The sequence below is a fragment of the Ascidiaceihabitans donghaensis genome (assembly GCF_900302465.1).
Taxonomy (GTDB): domain Bacteria; phylum Pseudomonadota; class Alphaproteobacteria; order Rhodobacterales; family Rhodobacteraceae; genus Ascidiaceihabitans; species Ascidiaceihabitans donghaensis.
On record NZ_OMOR01000001.1, the window covers coordinates 1,647,919 to 1,661,501 of the forward strand.

A 13,583-nucleotide genomic window follows, 5' to 3' on the forward strand; every position below is an offset into this window, starting at 1 on the left:
AAAGGCGCGGTTTTTCAGCCTGTTAGCGATAAACCTTGCCAAAGGGTTAACGGTGGCGCTAACAGCCGACTTTGTTTTCACGACCGTGTGATCTATCTATACCGCTAACACAATTTAAGAGGGTCGACATGAGCGGATTGATTGCATTGTTTGATGATGTTGCGGCCATTGCCAAAGTGGCGGCAGCCTCTGTGGATGATGTCATTGCACAAGCTGCCAAAGCAGGCACCAAAGCGGCTGGCGCTGTCATCGATGACGCTGCAGTGACGCCGAAATATGTTCAGGGTTTTGAGGCCAGCCGTGAATTGCCGATCATCTGGCGCATCGCCAAGGGGTCCATTCGCAACAAGCTTGTCTTTTTGCTGCCCGCTGGTCTGGCGCTGTCGGCATTTGCACCTTGGGCTATCAATCCGTTGTTGATGCTGGGGGGCGCCTATCTTTGCTTTGAAGGCGCCGAAAAAATCGCCCATGCCATAGGCCTTAGCCACGGACACGAAGACTACGCCCACAAGGAAGAGGTCATTGAAGACCCCGCCAAGCTGGAAGAACAAAAGGCGCAAGGGGCGATCAAAACCGATTTTATTCTGTCTGCAGAAATCATGACCATTGCTTTGGCCGCCATTCCGGAAAGCAATTTCTGGATGGAGGCCGCAACGCTGGCCGCGGTTGCCGTGATGATCACGGTCGCGGTCTATGGCGCGGTGGCGCTGATCGTGAAGATGGACGATGTGGGCCTTGCCATGTCCGCGAAGGGGCGGCTGGGCCTGACCCGTTCACTGGGACGCGGTATCGTCAAAGCAATGCCAAAGGTGCTGTATGCGCTGACTGTCATAGGCACGGCGGCCATGCTTTGGGTCGGGGGATCCATCATTGTGCACGGGCTGGAAGGCTTCGGCTTTGGCGGGTTGGGTCACACGATCCACGATCTGGCCTATTCTGTGGGCCACGCTGTGCCGCAGGCTTGGCAAGGCATCACGGAATGGTTCGCCAAGGCGGCTATGGACGGGGTGTTGGGATTGGGACTTGGGCTGGCGCTTATTCCGCTTGGCGAAAAGATCATCACGCCCCTGTGGCGCAAGGTATTCGCGAGATGACCCTTTGATTGAAGGCCCATGCAAAGTGCCGTTTGGTGCCGCCACGACAACCACACACGGCCCCAAAACATGTTTCCCAAACACGGGCCCCATTGATACATATCAGGATCAGCTTGCGCGACACCGCCTAGACTTTGATTGAAACAAATCGAAGGAGCATGTGACATGTTTGCTAAAATCGTTGTGGGTCTTGATGGATCGGACACCTCGAACAAGGCCCTGACGCTGGCGTGTGATCTGGCCCAAAAATATGGGTCAGAATTACATCTGGTGCATACGCCACAACCCATTACGGTGGCTTTTGCGATGGGGGCCGTGTCTGGGTTTCGTGTCGCCACAACAATGCCTTCCGCCGCCGAGGTACAAAAGGCCGCTGCTAAAGTTATTGAAAGCGCCACTGCGATTGCCAAAGACTGCGGTCAGAATATTTCAAGCGCCGATATCGGGGCAGGGGATCCGGCGGATCACATCATTGCCTGCGCAGAAAACTGCGGCGCTGATTTGATTGTCACGGGGCGGCGCGGATTGGGCAGTGTCGGCGCATTGGTGCAGGGCAGCACAACTCAAAAGGTAAACCACAACGCTAAATGTGCCTGCCTGTCGGTTGTGTGATCGGGGCGCGGGTCCAAAGCGTCCAAACGCCATTTTGTAAAAACAACAGCGCCCGCCAAACGGCAGGCGCTGTCATTGTGTTGTGGGGGCTCTTTATTCGTCGGCGTCAAGCAAGCCCGATTTGAAAAGAAGACCAGCCGCGACAGCGCCGATAATCGGTGCGACGATGAACAACCAAAGTTGAGACAAGGCTGCGGTACCTGCAAACAGGGCCGGTCCGAAAGAGCGGGCAGGGTTCACAGAAACACCCGTCACGTTGATGCCGACCAGATGGATCACAACCAACGCCAGACCAATGGCCAGTCCGGCCATCGCGGCCGGTGCGGTTTTTCCCGTCGCGCCCAAAATCACGATCATAAACAGGAAGGTGGCGACAACTTCGAACACAAAGGCAGACACCATGCTGTATTCGCCCAAGTAACCTACGCCCCAGCCGTTTTGGCCAAGCCCGTTCTGCGCCACGGAATAATCGGCTTTTCCCGACAGCACCAATAGCAAAACGAGGGCCGCCAAAGTTGCGCCAGCCACTTGGGCAATGATGTATTGAACGGCTTCGGACAATTGCATGCGGCCTGCGGCAACGGCGCCCAAGGACACAGCAGGATTGATATGGCACCCAGACACCGGACCAATGGCATAGGCCATGCCGATCAAGGCCAGACCGAAGGCAAAGCTGATGCCGGTAAGCCCGATGTCAGCCCCCGCAATAACAGCAGACCCACAGCCGAACAGCACTAGGGTAAATGTGCCGATGCATTCGGCTATTTGTTTTTTGATCATTTTACGCACTCCATATTGTATGGGGTTTGGTAAAATGAGCATTATAATTCATTAAGGGGAAATTTGGCGCAAGATAGTCAGCCGATTTCTGAAGTGAAGTGATGCACGCGTCACTTGAATGGCAGTATAAACACAAAAGGGCGGATGTTTTGTGACAAACATCCGCCCCCTGTATTCGGTGTAGAAAGCGCCCCAACAATAAGGGGCAAATCTGGCAGCTGTTACAGCAGCGCTTTGGCCTTTTCGGCCACGTTCTGCGCAGTAATTCCGAACTTCTCGTATAATGTGCCCGCGGGCGCAGAGGCTCCGAAGCTGTCCATGCCGACAAAATCCGCTTTGTTGGACTTGCCACGTTCGCCCAGCAACCACTGGTCCCATCCTTGACGCACAGCCGCTTCCACGCCCACGCGCACTGGCCCACCAGGCAGAACGCGCTTGCGGTACGCTTCGTCTTGCTGCGCGAACAACTCCATGCAAGGCATTGAAACAACACGGGTGCCGATGCCTTCAGCTTGCAGAATGTCGCGTGCAGCCAAAGCAATTTCCACTTCAGAGCCTGACGCTACCAAAATCACCTGACGTTTGCCTTCGGCGTCTGCCAGAACATACGCGCCTTGCGCGGACAGGTTCTTGGTTTTGTGCTCGGTCCGGACAGTTGGCAATCCTTGACGTGTCAGCGACAAAACGGACGGGGTTTCTTTGCTTGTCAGGGCAATTTCCCACGCCTCTGCCGTCTCGATGGTGTCGGCGGGGCGGAAGACATAGGTGTTAGGGGTCGCGCGCGAAATGGCCAGATGCTCAACAGGTTGGTGGGTTGGACCATCTTCGCCAAGGCCAATAGAATCGTGTGTCATCACAAATACTGTTGGGATTTTCATCAAGGCTGCCAACCGCATTGATGGACGGGCGTAATCGGTAAAGCACATGAATGTGCCGCCGTAGGGGCGCACGCCGCCATGCAATGCCATACCGTTCATCGCCGCTGACATGCCGTGCTCGCGGATGCCCCAATACACGTAACGGCCCGCGCGGTTGTCCAGATCGAAGACGCCCAGATCGGCTGTTTTGGTGTTGTTGGAGCCCGTCAAATCAGCAGAGCCACCCACCGTTTCGGGCAGTATCGGGTTCAACACTTCCAAAACCTTCTCGGAAGAGGCGCGTGTCGCCAGTTTAGGCGCAGTTTCGGACATCTGCTTTTTGAAAGCTTTGATCGTGGCCGATAGTTTCTTGGGGGCGTCCAAAGCATAGGCGCGGTTAAACTGGTCTTGCTTGGAATTGGGCAATGTCGCAAATCGCGCTTCCCATGCGGTACGCTCTTGTGCGCCGCGTGATCCGATGGCTTCCCATGCGGATTTGACGTCCGCGGGGACTTCGAAGGGGCCAGTCGTCCAACCATAGGCTTCTTTGGCGGCCTGCATTTGTGCGGGATCGGTGAGCGCACCGTGACCTTTGGAGGTGTCTTGTGCCGCGTGTCCCAAGGCAATGTGCGTCTTGCAAGCGATCATTGTGGGCTTGTTGCCCTTTTTGGCTTGGGTCAGGGCCGCATCGATCGCTTCTGGATCGTGACCGTCAATTTCAAGAACCGCCCAGCCGGCCGATTTGAATCGGGAAACCTGATCCGTACGGTCCGACAGCTCAACTGTGCCGTCGATGGTGATGTTGTTGTTGTCCCACATCACAATCAGTTTGGACAAGGCGTGGCGACCCGCCAGTGTGATGGCTTCTTGGCTAACGCCTTCCATCAAACACCCGTCACCTGCAATGACGTAGGTATAGTGGTCTACGGCTTTCTTGCCGTAAGTGGCGCGCTGAATTTCCTCGGCCATTGCAAAGCCTACGGAATTTGCGATGCCCTGACCCAAAGGCCCGGTGGTGGTCTCGATGCCTGTGGCGTGGCCGTATTCAGGGTGGCCTGCTGTGATCGCGCCCCATTGGCGGAAATTCTTGACCTGTTCTAGCGTCATGTCGGCATAACCCGTCAAATGCAGCAGGGAATATAGCAACATGGACCCGTGGCCTGCGCTTAGGATAAAGCGGTCGCGGTCCGGCCAGTTCGGGGCAGAGGCATCGAACTTGAGGTGTTTTTCAAACAAAACAGTGGCCACATCGGCCATCCCGATGGGCATGCCGGAGTGGCCTGAATTGGCGGCGGCCACGGCGTCCAAAGTCAGGGCACGGATGGCGGTCGCTTTGGACCAATGATCGGGGTGTGCGGTGCGCAGGGCGGTAAGATCCACGGGGAACGTATCCTTTAGCTGAAAGAGCGGTTGGGGCGGTGCATATCAGGCAAGGCGCAAAGATCAAGCAAACATCAAGAAAACAACGGCATCCTCAAGCGGTGGCACTTCAACGCCGTGCTACAAGTACTTGATCACAAAGGGGGGGTATTTTTTGCGCCCATTGGTTAAACTTGATGCAACACGCAGGCCAGGCGATTCGTATGTGAATTCGGATTTACGGTTCCAAGCGTTCAAGGCCGGCGCGCAAGCTGGCACAGTTGTGACGATGAAAGAGGGCACGCATGAGCGACATCGAGGAGCTTCAACGCAGGATCACCGCAGCCATGGACCGCGTGGCGGTCGGGCTGGACGGGTTGGGAACGGATACTGGCGCGGATACAGCAGAGCTTGAACAGGCGCTGGACGATGAGAAAACAGTAAACGCACAACTGAGCGAACGGATACGTGCCCTCACGCAGCGTCAGGATGCTGACCTTGCAGCGGCCAAGGCACAAGCAGATACCGTGACGGGACGATTGACCGAAATGGATGCGGAACTGCAGAGATTGCGAAGTGCGAACAACGCCTTACGGCAATCAAACGAAGATCTGCGTCAAGCCAACGAAGCGGGCGTCGGCGATGCGCATCTGATCAACAAGGCGATGATGGCGGAACTGGAAGGGCTGCGGGCAACACGCGCGGCAGATGTGTCGGAAATGAACACGATCATCGACACGCTGACACCGCTAATCCAGACAGAAAACCAAACACCTTCCGAGCCCCAAACACCTTCCGAGGAGGACGCCTGATGCCCGAAGTCACAATCACCATAGGAGGGCGCGAATTCGGTGTGGCCTGCCAGGAAGGCGAAGAACACTACCTGCACACAGCTGCAAAGATGCTCGACGACGAAGCACAGGTGCTGTCGGACCAGGTCGGGCGGATGCCCGAAGCGCGGATGTTGCTTATGGCGGGGCTGATGTTGGCAGATAAAACAGCAAGTTTTGAAGACCGGGTGAAAGAGGTCGAGGCAAAGCTTGAAGAAAAAGAAGCGGAAATTGAGGGGCTACGCAATGTGGCGGCACCCGAACCGGAACGGATTGAAGTGCCGATTATACCGGATTCGGTGACGGATACTTTGGCAGAACTTGCTGCACGTGCCGAATCTTTGGCGGCAGAAGTCGAAGAAAAGGCCGCGACTTAAAACCCGGTCTGGGCCAGTCTTCCCTTTCCTTTCGCAAAACAATACTTTGGGGGAAGGGGCGCATGCCCCGGGGGCAAAGCCCCTGAGTGGCCCGATGCAAAGATCGACTATAAGGCAAAGCGGTAAGGTGCACCTTGGTGCACCCCGCCAAAATCAAATTTCAGCCGTTGGCTTCGCGAATTTTATCAGCGGCGTCTTTGTCGAATGTTACGCCATTCTCTGTGAATAATGTGTCCAGCTCACCGGACAAGGTCATTTCTGTGATGATGTCACAACCACCGACAAATTCGCCTTTGACGTAGAGTTGCGGAACAGTCGGCCAATCGGAAAAATCCTTGATGCCCTGGCGCAACGCCTCATCTGCCAACACATTCACATCGGCAAAATCGACGCCCATGTAGTTCAAAACACCGGCCACGCGCGAAGAGAACCCGCATTGCGGCATCTCTTTGGTGCCTTTCATGTAAAGCACAACTGAGTTTTCGCCGATTTGGCTTTGGATCTGCGCAGCTACGTCTGTCATTTTCATCACTTTCTATGTCAGATGACCCGTTTGGGCCCGATTTAGCGGTTTTAACTTTTTATTCCGGAACTTTGGTGGTCAGGGCCAAAGCATGCAATTCGCCATGGGCGCCGTCCATTTTGCCTTTTAGGGCGGCATAGACAGCGCGTTGTTGCTGAACACGGTTCTTTCCTTTGAAAGAGGCATCTATCACTTCGGCCGCATAGTGATTGCCGTCGCCAGCAAGGTCGGTGATTGTGATTTTTGCATCGGGAAAGCTCTCGCGGATCAAAGCTTCGATGTCTTGGGCTTGCATAGGCATATGTGTGGTCCTGCGTATCGGTTCGGGTCAGAAATAGGCAGGTGTTGCATGATGTGCAAGCGCAGGTGATCCAAAGGTGCAGTCAAAGCCTGCACGCGATTGTGGATTGGCGCTTTAGTCGTAGGCTGCGGCTCTGGTAATTGGCGGCATTCTTTGGTGTGATGCCCCAAAGGGGATTTGCAGATGAACACAACTGACACCGCACCGGAGCAGGCGCTGGAATGGCACCGCGCGGGCAAGGGCGCTGCATTGGCCACTGTTGTCGAAACCTGGGGCAGTGCGCCCCGCCGCGTTGGTGCCCAGTTGGTTGTGTCGGGCGAGGGCGACATGCAAGGGTCGGTGTCGGGGGGCTGCGTTGAAGGTGCTGTGGTTCTAGAGGCCATGGACGCTTTGGAAACAGGTCATCCTGTGATGCTGGAATACGGTGTCAGCGATGGCGACGCTTTTGCAGTCGGGTTGGCATGCGGGGGAACGATCCGTGTGTATGTCGAGCCTGTCGGCAGCGCTTTGGCTGAGGACATTCTGGACAATCTGGTCGCGGCACGTGCCGCCCGAACGCCCGTGGCCTACGAAGTGAATGTCAAAACCGGCCAGCGCCGCCTGACAAGCAACGGCCATACACAGCGCTTTGCCCGCGACAGATCCGGTTTTGAAGACGATGCGCAAACATTTGTGGCCATTCATAACCCGCCTCTGCGGCTTGCCGTGGTCGGCGCTGTGCATATTGCCCAAGCGCTTGTGCCGATGGCGCGGATCGCTGGCTATGATCCTTTCGTCATTGACCCGCGCGAAGCCTTCGGATCGCACGCGCGCTTTCCCGGTGAAACTTTGATTTCGGAATGGCCAGACGTTGCGGTGCAACAGGTCGGTTTGGACACACGCACAGCGCTGGTCTTGCTGACCCATGATCCCAAGCTGGACGACCCGGCCCTGCATCTGGCGCTGCGGTCGGGGTGTTTCTACATCGGGGCTTTGGGATCAACCCGCACCCATGCCAAACGGGTCGAGCGGTTGCAGGAGGCCGGATTTGAGGCCGCGGACATCGCCCGCATTCACGGCCCCATCGGTCTGGATATTGGCGCAAGCAGCCCACAAGAAATTGCCGTTTCGATCTTGTCGGAGATGACGCAAGTGTTGCGGAAGGGCGCATGAAGTTCGGACCTGTCGCAACGGCTAAAGCTGCGGGCGCGATCCTTGCGCACAGCATGGAGGCGGCGGAACGACCCTATGAGATGCAGATGTCGTATCGCGTGCCAAAAGGCACGGTTTTAACGGCAGAGCATGTCGCGGATTTCGCCCAAGAAGGTCACGACAACCTTGTGGTGGCCCGTTTGGAAACTGGAGATGTGGAAGAAAATGACGCAGCCACTCAGCTGGGGGCGGCAGTGGCACAGGATCCGGCGGCGCTGGGCCTGAGGGTGTCGGCTGCCGGTGCCGGGCGCGTCAATCTTTACGCATTGCATGCAGGCATCGTGCAAATTGACCGCTTGGCGATTGAAGCGTTCAACACGGTCAACCCGATGATCACTATCGCGACGGTGCCACAGTATCACCGCGTGGATGCAGACGGGATGATTGCCACGATCAAGGTCATTTCCTACGCGGTTCCGGATCGCGACGTCATCCGTGCCAGCGCAGCCCTTGCCGATGCTTTGCTTGTTTTACCTGCACAATTTGCATCTGCCACTTTGATCGAAACGCGCGTTGGACGGAATGATCCGTCGGACAAAGGACGCAATGCGTTGTTGGGACGCTTGCACCGCTTTGGCATGATGCTGACGGACCGTGTGATTGTGCCCCACAAAACCGGCGACATCGCACAGGCGATTTCCCAAGCCACCGGAGAATTTGTGTTTCTGCTGACGGCATCTGCGACATCAGACACGCACGATGTGGGGCCTGAAGCGCTGCGTCAGGCAGGTGGGCGTGTGACGTCTTATGGAATGCCTGTCGATCCGGGCAACTTGCTGTTCTTTGGCGCTTGCGGGGCAAAGCCCGTTATTGGTTTGCCGGGGTGTGCGCGCTCACCTGCGCTGAACGGGGCGGACTGGGTGATGGAACGCCTCATATGCGGCGTCGAATTGCATCCGAAAGATATCGCCGCGATGGGCGTGGGCGGTTTGTTGAAAGAAATTCCAACGCGCCCCCGTCCAAGGGCGTCTACACCTTAGTCGTAGTGACACGGAAATACGCGCTTTTTTGGTTCTCATGTTTCAAATCGTGTGCTTAAGTCGGGGCAAGTAAAAATATATCAAGGGAGGAAGACCATGACACAAGTCTCAATGACGGTGAATGGCAAGGCCGCAAAAGGAACGGTTGAAGGGCGCACATTGTTGTCGTCCTTTTTGCGTGACGAGCTGAATTTGACAGGCACACACGTGGGCTGTGACACCAGCCAATGTGGTGCGTGCGTGGTGCATGTGAACGGCGTGGCTGTGAAATCTTGCACGATGTTGGCCGCGGAAGCCGATGGCGCAGAGGTTGCCACAATCGAAGGGCAAGCGGCCCCAGATGGCACATTAAGTGCTGTGCAACAGGCGTTTCAGGATCACCACGGCCTGCAATGCGGTTTCTGTACGCCGGGCATGGTAATGACAGCCGTGAAGCTGCTGGAAGAAAACCCCAAACCGTCCGAGCACGAAGTACGGGTGCATCTGGAAGGCAACATTTGCCGCTGCACAGGCTACCACAACATCGTCAAAGCGATCATGGCCGCGTCCGGTCAGGACGTCGGTGCGATTGCTGCGGAATAGGTCTCGTTGGGGCGGTGCTTAGCCCCCTCTGACGGCGCGTGGTCAGCTCTGGGAGGAGAAGGGGCCACGCTGCCGAGACCAGACACAAGAGATAATGATAGGGCCATCACAGCCCATCGACACAAGCCAAAGATGCTACGCACCTGCGGCGACATGGAGGAATATCAATATGCCTAAAGACAATGGAATTGGCGCCAGCCCGAAGCGGCGCGAGGACATCCGGTTTTTGACCGGAACCGGCAACTATACAGATGACATGAATATCCGTGGTCAAGCACATGTGTATTTCCTGCGCTCTGATGTGGCGCATGGCACGATCACCAAGCTGGACACCACAGCCGCCGCTGCAATGGACGGCGTTGTGCAAATCTTCACCGGTGCGGATTTTGAGGCGGTAGGTTCCATCCCTTGCGGTTGGCAGATCACGGATTTGCACGGCGAGCCGATGCAAGAACCACGCCACCCCGTTTTGGCAGAGGGCAAAGTGCGCCACGTGGGCGAACCGATTGCTGCGATTGTTGCCGAGACGCTGGGCCAAGCCCGTGATGCGGCGGAAGCCATCGAATTGGACATCGCGGAACTGCCTGCTGTTGTCGATATGAAAGCTGCGGCCGCTGCTGGTGCCACCAAGGTGCACGACGATCTGACCTCGAACCTGTGCTACGAGTGGGGCTTCGTTGAAGAAAACCGCGCCGCTGTGGATGAGGCAATCAAGAACGCGGCCCACGTCACAACGCTGGAACTGGTCAACAACCGTCTTGTTGCCAACCCGATGGAGCCCCGCGTGGCCATTGGCGACTATGCGCGCTCTGACGATCAGCACACGTTGTATACAACATCCCAGAACCCCCATGTTATTCGCCTGTTGATGGGCGCATTTGTTCTGGGCATTCCAGAGCACAAGCTGCGTGTGGTTGCCCCCGATGTGGGCGGCGGGTTTGGCACAAAGATTTTCCACTATCAGGAAGAAGCCTTCTGCACATTCGCGGCCAAAGCCTGCAACCGTCCGGTGAAATGGACGTCGTCCCGTTCCGAGGCGTTTATTTCGGACGCGCAAGGCCGTGACCACGTCACCAAAGTCGAATTGGCGCTGGATGCAGACAACAACTTTACTGCGTTGCGCTGCGACACCTACGCCAACATGGGCGCGTATCTGTCGACCTTCGCATCGTCGGTGCCCACATGGCTGCACGGTACGTTGTTGGCGGGTAACTACAAAACTCCGCTGATCTACACCAACGTCAAAGCGATGTTCACCAACACGGTTCCAGTGGACGCCTATCGCGGGGCAGGCCGCCCCGAGGCAACCTTCCAGGTGGAGCGCGTCATCGACAAAGCCGCCCGCGAATTGGGTGTTGATCCGATTGCTTTGCGCCGCCAGAACTATGTCACCGAATTCCCCTATGCCACGCCAGTGGCTGTGGAATATGACACAGGCGACTACAACGCGACCATGGATAAGCTGGAAGAAATCGGTGATTTCTCGGGCTTTGAGGCCCGCCGCAAAGCGTCGGAGGCCAAAGGCAAATGGCGTGGGCTTGGCATCAACAGCTACATCGAGGCCTGCGGCATCGCGCCGTCGAATTTGGTGGGTCAGCTTGGTGCGCGTGCCGGTCTTTACGATGCGGCGACTGTGCGTGTGAACGCGACGGGCTCTATTTCCGTCATGGTGGGCGCACACAGCCACGGGCAGGGGCACGAGACGTCCTTCCCGCAGGTGGTCGCCGAAATGATCGGTATTCCAGAAGATCAGATCGACATCGTGCATGGCGACACGTCCAAAATCCCGTTTGGGATGGGCACCTATGGATCGCGGTCTTTGGCGGTCTGTGGTTCTGCCATGGTGCGTGCAACTGAAAAGATCATTGCCAAGGCTACCAAGATTGCCGCACATTTGATGGAAGCATCAGACGCGGATGTGGAACTGAAAGACGGTGTATTCAGCGTTGCTGGCACGGATAAATCCGTGGCTTGGGGCGATGTGACATTGTCGGCTTATGTGCCGCATAACTTCCCGTTGGAAGATATTGAACCGGGTCTGGAAGAAACCGCATTTTATGATCCGGCCAACTTCACTTACCCTGCGGGCGCCTATGCCTGCGAGGTCGAAGTCGATCCGGAAACCGGCAAAGTCACCATCGAGAAATTCTCGGCGGCGGATGATTTCGGCAATGTGATCAACCCGATGATTGTATCCGGTCAGGTGCATGGCGGGATCGCCCAAGGCGTGGGCCAAGCGTTGTTGGAAAACTGTTCCTATGATGAAAACGGCCAGCTTCTGAGCGCGTCTTACATGGACTACGCCATGCCGCGGGCCGATGATTTGCCGTTCTATTCGGTGGACCATTCCTGCCAGACGCCGTGCACACACAACCCGTTGGGTGTGAAGGGCTGTGGCGAAGCGGGCGCGATTGGGTCGCCCCCATCCGTTGTGAACGCCGTCATTGATGCGCTTGCATCAGGTGGAAAGAATGTCGGTCATATCGATATGCCTTTGACGCCTGATAAAGTGTGGGCCGCAATCAACAATGCATGAATGAACGGTCGGACCGGGGGCCAGCCCCCGGACCCCCGAGGTTTATTTGGCGAGATGAATACGGGATCCGGTTCATCTTGCCATTGAAAGGACAAGAGAATGTACAACTTTGAATTTGAAAAGCCGGGTACGATCGCGGATGCGGTTGCGGCGTTGGGTGGCGATGACGCGCAGGCGTTGGGTGGTGGTCAAACCCTGATCCCCACAATGAAGCAGCGTTTGGCGTCGCCCACAACTTTGGTCAGCTTGAGCGGCATCTCCGAGATGCAGGGCATCTGCACCGGTGACGATGGTGCCTTGTGCATTGGTGGGGCGACAACCCATGGTGCGGTGGCCTCTGGTGCAGGCGCGTATCCTGCGTTGGCCGATCTGGCCAGCCACATCGGCGATCCCGCGGTCCGCAATCGTGGCACGATTGGTGGTTCATTGGCCAACAACGATCCCTCTGCTTGCTACCCCTGTGCGGCGCTGGCATCTGGCGCTACAATCGTCACCAACGCGCGCGAGATCGCGGCCGATGATTATTTTCAGGGCATGTTCGACACTGCCTTGAACGATGGCGAGATCATCACAGAAGTGCGTCTTCCGGTTCCGGAAAAGGCCAACTATCAGAAATTTGTCCAACCGGCGTCCCGTTTTGCCTTAGTGGGTGTGATGGTCGCAAAATACGCGGACGGTGTTCGTGTGGCGATCACGGGCGCGTCTGAAGAAGGTGTCTTCCGCTGGACAGAGGCAGAAGCGGCTTTGTCTGCCGATTTCTCGGCGTCTGCTTTGGAAGGTCTTAGCCTTTCGGGTGACGGCATGATCAGCGATTTGCATGGGTCTGGCGACTACCGTGCGCATCTATGCTCTGTCATGGCAAAGCGGGCGGTTGCGGCTGCTGCGTGACGCTTTTGTTTGGAGTTTTACGAAAGGGCTGCTGTTTGGCGGCCCTTTTGTGTTTTGGCCAGACCGCTGTGGCGGATGATACGAACGTCGAAACGCACGCCGTTGTTGCCTGTATTCTTGCTGCAGAGGTTGAGGAGCCAAGCCTGCGTGGCGGACTACGTGATGCGTGCCTGTTGCAAGCAGGGGATTTGTGCAAATTCGGAGCCGCTGGCACAGTCGCGGTTTGCTACAGCACAACTGCGTTAAGTTTGTCAAACTACGTTGACCGGATTGTTCCGCTGTTGCCCGACGCGATCGCGTCGCGTGAAGGGCAGGCATTGTCATACCCCCGCGTGCTGAGAACGCTTCGGAAGGACGCAAGGACGCCCCAAGGATGCATGGTGCCGTCCATAGCGACCGTATCTGTTGACGTGCGTCGGGGGCTTTGTGATGTGCAGCGCAGTTACGGGCGGCTGAAACTGGCATTGGATGCTGCAAGGTTGGCGCAGATTGAATTGCCATGAAACTTGGGGGCTTGGCTGCGTAGTGCGCAAAGCCATGCCGCTGTGGAAAAAGAAAAAGCCGCAACAATGTGCGGCTTTGTTCGGTGATGCGTCAGAAAGAGGTTACCCTTTTTGTGGCAGTGGCCCGATCAGCATGACCATTTGGCGGCCTTCTCAGCGATTGGCGCAGC

General features: G+C 56.6%; 14 protein-coding genes. 10 read left to right on the top strand and 4 right to left on the bottom strand.

Going from position 1 to position 13,583, the window contains the following annotated elements; genetic code table 11:
* Positions 1–128: 128 nt before the first annotated feature.
* Together ASD8599_RS08220 and ASD8599_RS08225 are read left to right on the top strand one after the other, a co-directional pair.
* Positions 129–1,094, top strand: coding sequence for a DUF808 domain-containing protein (locus ASD8599_RS08220; protein WP_108828081.1), 966 nt, complete (start codon positions 129–131; stop codon positions 1,092–1,094).
* Positions 1,095–1,259: 165 nt separating this feature from the next.
* On the top strand, positions 1,260–1,706 hold the full coding sequence (locus ASD8599_RS08225) for a universal stress protein (RefSeq protein ID WP_108828082.1): 447 nt from the start codon (positions 1,260–1,262) through the stop codon (positions 1,704–1,706).
* Positions 1,707–1,799: 93 nt separating this feature from the next.
* Here the strand turns inward: ASD8599_RS08225 and aqpZ are convergent, their stop codons facing one another.
* Both aqpZ and tkt read right to left on the bottom strand, forming a co-directional pair.
* A complete protein-coding gene (gene aqpZ / locus ASD8599_RS08230) occupies positions 1,800–2,486 on the bottom strand; it encodes an aquaporin Z (RefSeq protein ID WP_181364440.1) in 687 nt (228 codons plus the stop codon).
* A gap of 221 nt (positions 2,487–2,707) precedes the next feature.
* Positions 2,708–4,723 carry a transketolase gene (tkt, locus tag ASD8599_RS08235; protein WP_108828083.1) on the bottom strand — a complete coding sequence of 672 codons (2,016 nt, stop codon included), beginning with the start codon at positions 4,721–4,723 and terminating at the stop codon, positions 2,708–2,710.
* Between the two features lie 284 nt (positions 4,724–5,007).
* On the opposite strand from tkt, the gene ASD8599_RS08240 reads away from it, so the two are divergent.
* Both ASD8599_RS08240 and ASD8599_RS08245 read left to right on the top strand, forming a co-directional pair.
* Entirely contained in the window at positions 5,008–5,514 is a 507-nt protein-coding gene (locus tag ASD8599_RS08240; protein WP_108828084.1) for a hypothetical protein, read from the top strand.
* Positions 5,514–5,909: a cell division protein ZapA gene (locus ASD8599_RS08245; RefSeq protein ID WP_108828085.1), complete on the top strand. Its 396-nt coding sequence runs from the start codon at positions 5,514–5,516 to the stop codon at positions 5,907–5,909. The genes ASD8599_RS08240 and ASD8599_RS08245 overlap by 1 nt, the downstream gene beginning before the upstream one ends.
* A 160-nt stretch (positions 5,910–6,069) precedes the next feature.
* On the opposite strand, the gene grxD is transcribed toward ASD8599_RS08245, so the two are convergent.
* Both grxD and ASD8599_RS08255 read right to left on the bottom strand, forming a co-directional pair.
* Positions 6,070–6,432: a Grx4 family monothiol glutaredoxin gene (gene grxD, locus ASD8599_RS08250; protein ID WP_108830074.1), complete on the bottom strand. Its 363-nt coding sequence runs from the start codon at positions 6,430–6,432 to the stop codon at positions 6,070–6,072.
* A gap of 58 nt (positions 6,433–6,490) precedes the next feature.
* A complete protein-coding gene (locus ASD8599_RS08255; protein ID WP_108828086.1) occupies positions 6,491–6,733 on the bottom strand; it encodes a BolA/IbaG family iron-sulfur metabolism protein in 243 nt (80 codons plus the stop codon).
* Between the two features lie 183 nt (positions 6,734–6,916).
* Between ASD8599_RS08255 and ASD8599_RS08260 the strand changes: the two genes are divergently transcribed.
* The 6 genes from ASD8599_RS08260 to ASD8599_RS08285 all read left to right on the top strand — a co-directional run bounded on the left by ASD8599_RS08260 (position 6,917) and on the right by ASD8599_RS08285 (position 13,413).
* Positions 6,917–7,885, top strand: a complete 969-nt coding sequence (locus ASD8599_RS08260) for an XdhC family protein (protein ID WP_108828087.1) — start codon at positions 6,917–6,919, stop codon at positions 7,883–7,885.
* Positions 7,882–8,904, top strand: coding sequence for a molybdopterin-binding protein (locus tag ASD8599_RS08265; protein ID WP_108828088.1), 1,023 nt, complete (start codon positions 7,882–7,884; stop codon positions 8,902–8,904). The genes ASD8599_RS08260 and ASD8599_RS08265 overlap by 4 nt, the downstream gene beginning before the upstream one ends.
* 96 nt (positions 8,905–9,000) lie before the next feature.
* Positions 9,001–9,486 (top strand): (2Fe-2S)-binding protein, encoded by a 486-nt coding sequence (locus ASD8599_RS08270; RefSeq protein WP_108828089.1) that lies wholly within the window; start codon positions 9,001–9,003, stop codon positions 9,484–9,486.
* Positions 9,487–9,655: 169 nt separating this feature from the next.
* Positions 9,656–12,022, top strand: a complete 2,367-nt coding sequence (locus ASD8599_RS08275) for a xanthine dehydrogenase family protein molybdopterin-binding subunit (protein WP_108828090.1) — start codon at positions 9,656–9,658, stop codon at positions 12,020–12,022.
* Positions 12,023–12,121: 99 nt separating this feature from the next.
* Positions 12,122–12,910, top strand: coding sequence for an FAD binding domain-containing protein (locus tag ASD8599_RS08280; RefSeq protein WP_108828091.1), 789 nt, complete (start codon positions 12,122–12,124; stop codon positions 12,908–12,910).
* A 35-nt stretch (positions 12,911–12,945) separates the two neighbouring features.
* Positions 12,946–13,413, top strand: coding sequence for a hypothetical protein (locus ASD8599_RS08285; RefSeq protein WP_108828092.1), 468 nt, complete (start codon positions 12,946–12,948; stop codon positions 13,411–13,413).
* Positions 13,414–13,583: the final 170 nt, after the last annotated feature.

Bases quoted from the DNA above. Each gene is read 5' to 3' on its own strand.
- ASD8599_RS08260 (WP_108828087.1), top strand. From the start codon at position 6,917: ATGAACACAACTGACACCGCACCGGAGCAGGCGCTGGAATGGCACCGC.
- ASD8599_RS08225 (WP_108828082.1), top strand. From the start codon at position 1,260: ATGTTTGCTAAAATCGTTGTGGGTCTTGATGGATCGGACACCTCGAAC.
- ASD8599_RS08270 (WP_108828089.1), top strand. From the start codon at position 9,001: ATGACACAAGTCTCAATGACGGTGAATGGCAAGGCCGCAAAAGGAACG.
- grxD (WP_108830074.1), bottom strand. From the start codon at position 6,432: ATGACAGACGTAGCTGCGCAGATCCAAAGCCAAATCGGCGAAAACTCA.
- ASD8599_RS08240 (WP_108828084.1), top strand. From the start codon at position 5,008: ATGAGCGACATCGAGGAGCTTCAACGCAGGATCACCGCAGCCATGGAC.
- aqpZ (WP_181364440.1), bottom strand. From the start codon at position 2,486: ATGATCAAAAAACAAATAGCCGAATGCATCGGCACATTTACCCTAGTG.
- ASD8599_RS08280 (WP_108828091.1), top strand. From the start codon at position 12,122: ATGTACAACTTTGAATTTGAAAAGCCGGGTACGATCGCGGATGCGGTT.
- ASD8599_RS08255 (WP_108828086.1), bottom strand. From the start codon at position 6,733: ATGCCTATGCAAGCCCAAGACATCGAAGCTTTGATCCGCGAGAGCTTT.
- ASD8599_RS08275 (WP_108828090.1), top strand. From the start codon at position 9,656: ATGCCTAAAGACAATGGAATTGGCGCCAGCCCGAAGCGGCGCGAGGAC.
- ASD8599_RS08245 (WP_108828085.1), top strand. From the start codon at position 5,514: ATGCCCGAAGTCACAATCACCATAGGAGGGCGCGAATTCGGTGTGGCC.
- ASD8599_RS08220 (WP_108828081.1), top strand. From the start codon at position 129: ATGAGCGGATTGATTGCATTGTTTGATGATGTTGCGGCCATTGCCAAA.
- ASD8599_RS08265 (WP_108828088.1), top strand. From the start codon at position 7,882: ATGAAGTTCGGACCTGTCGCAACGGCTAAAGCTGCGGGCGCGATCCTT.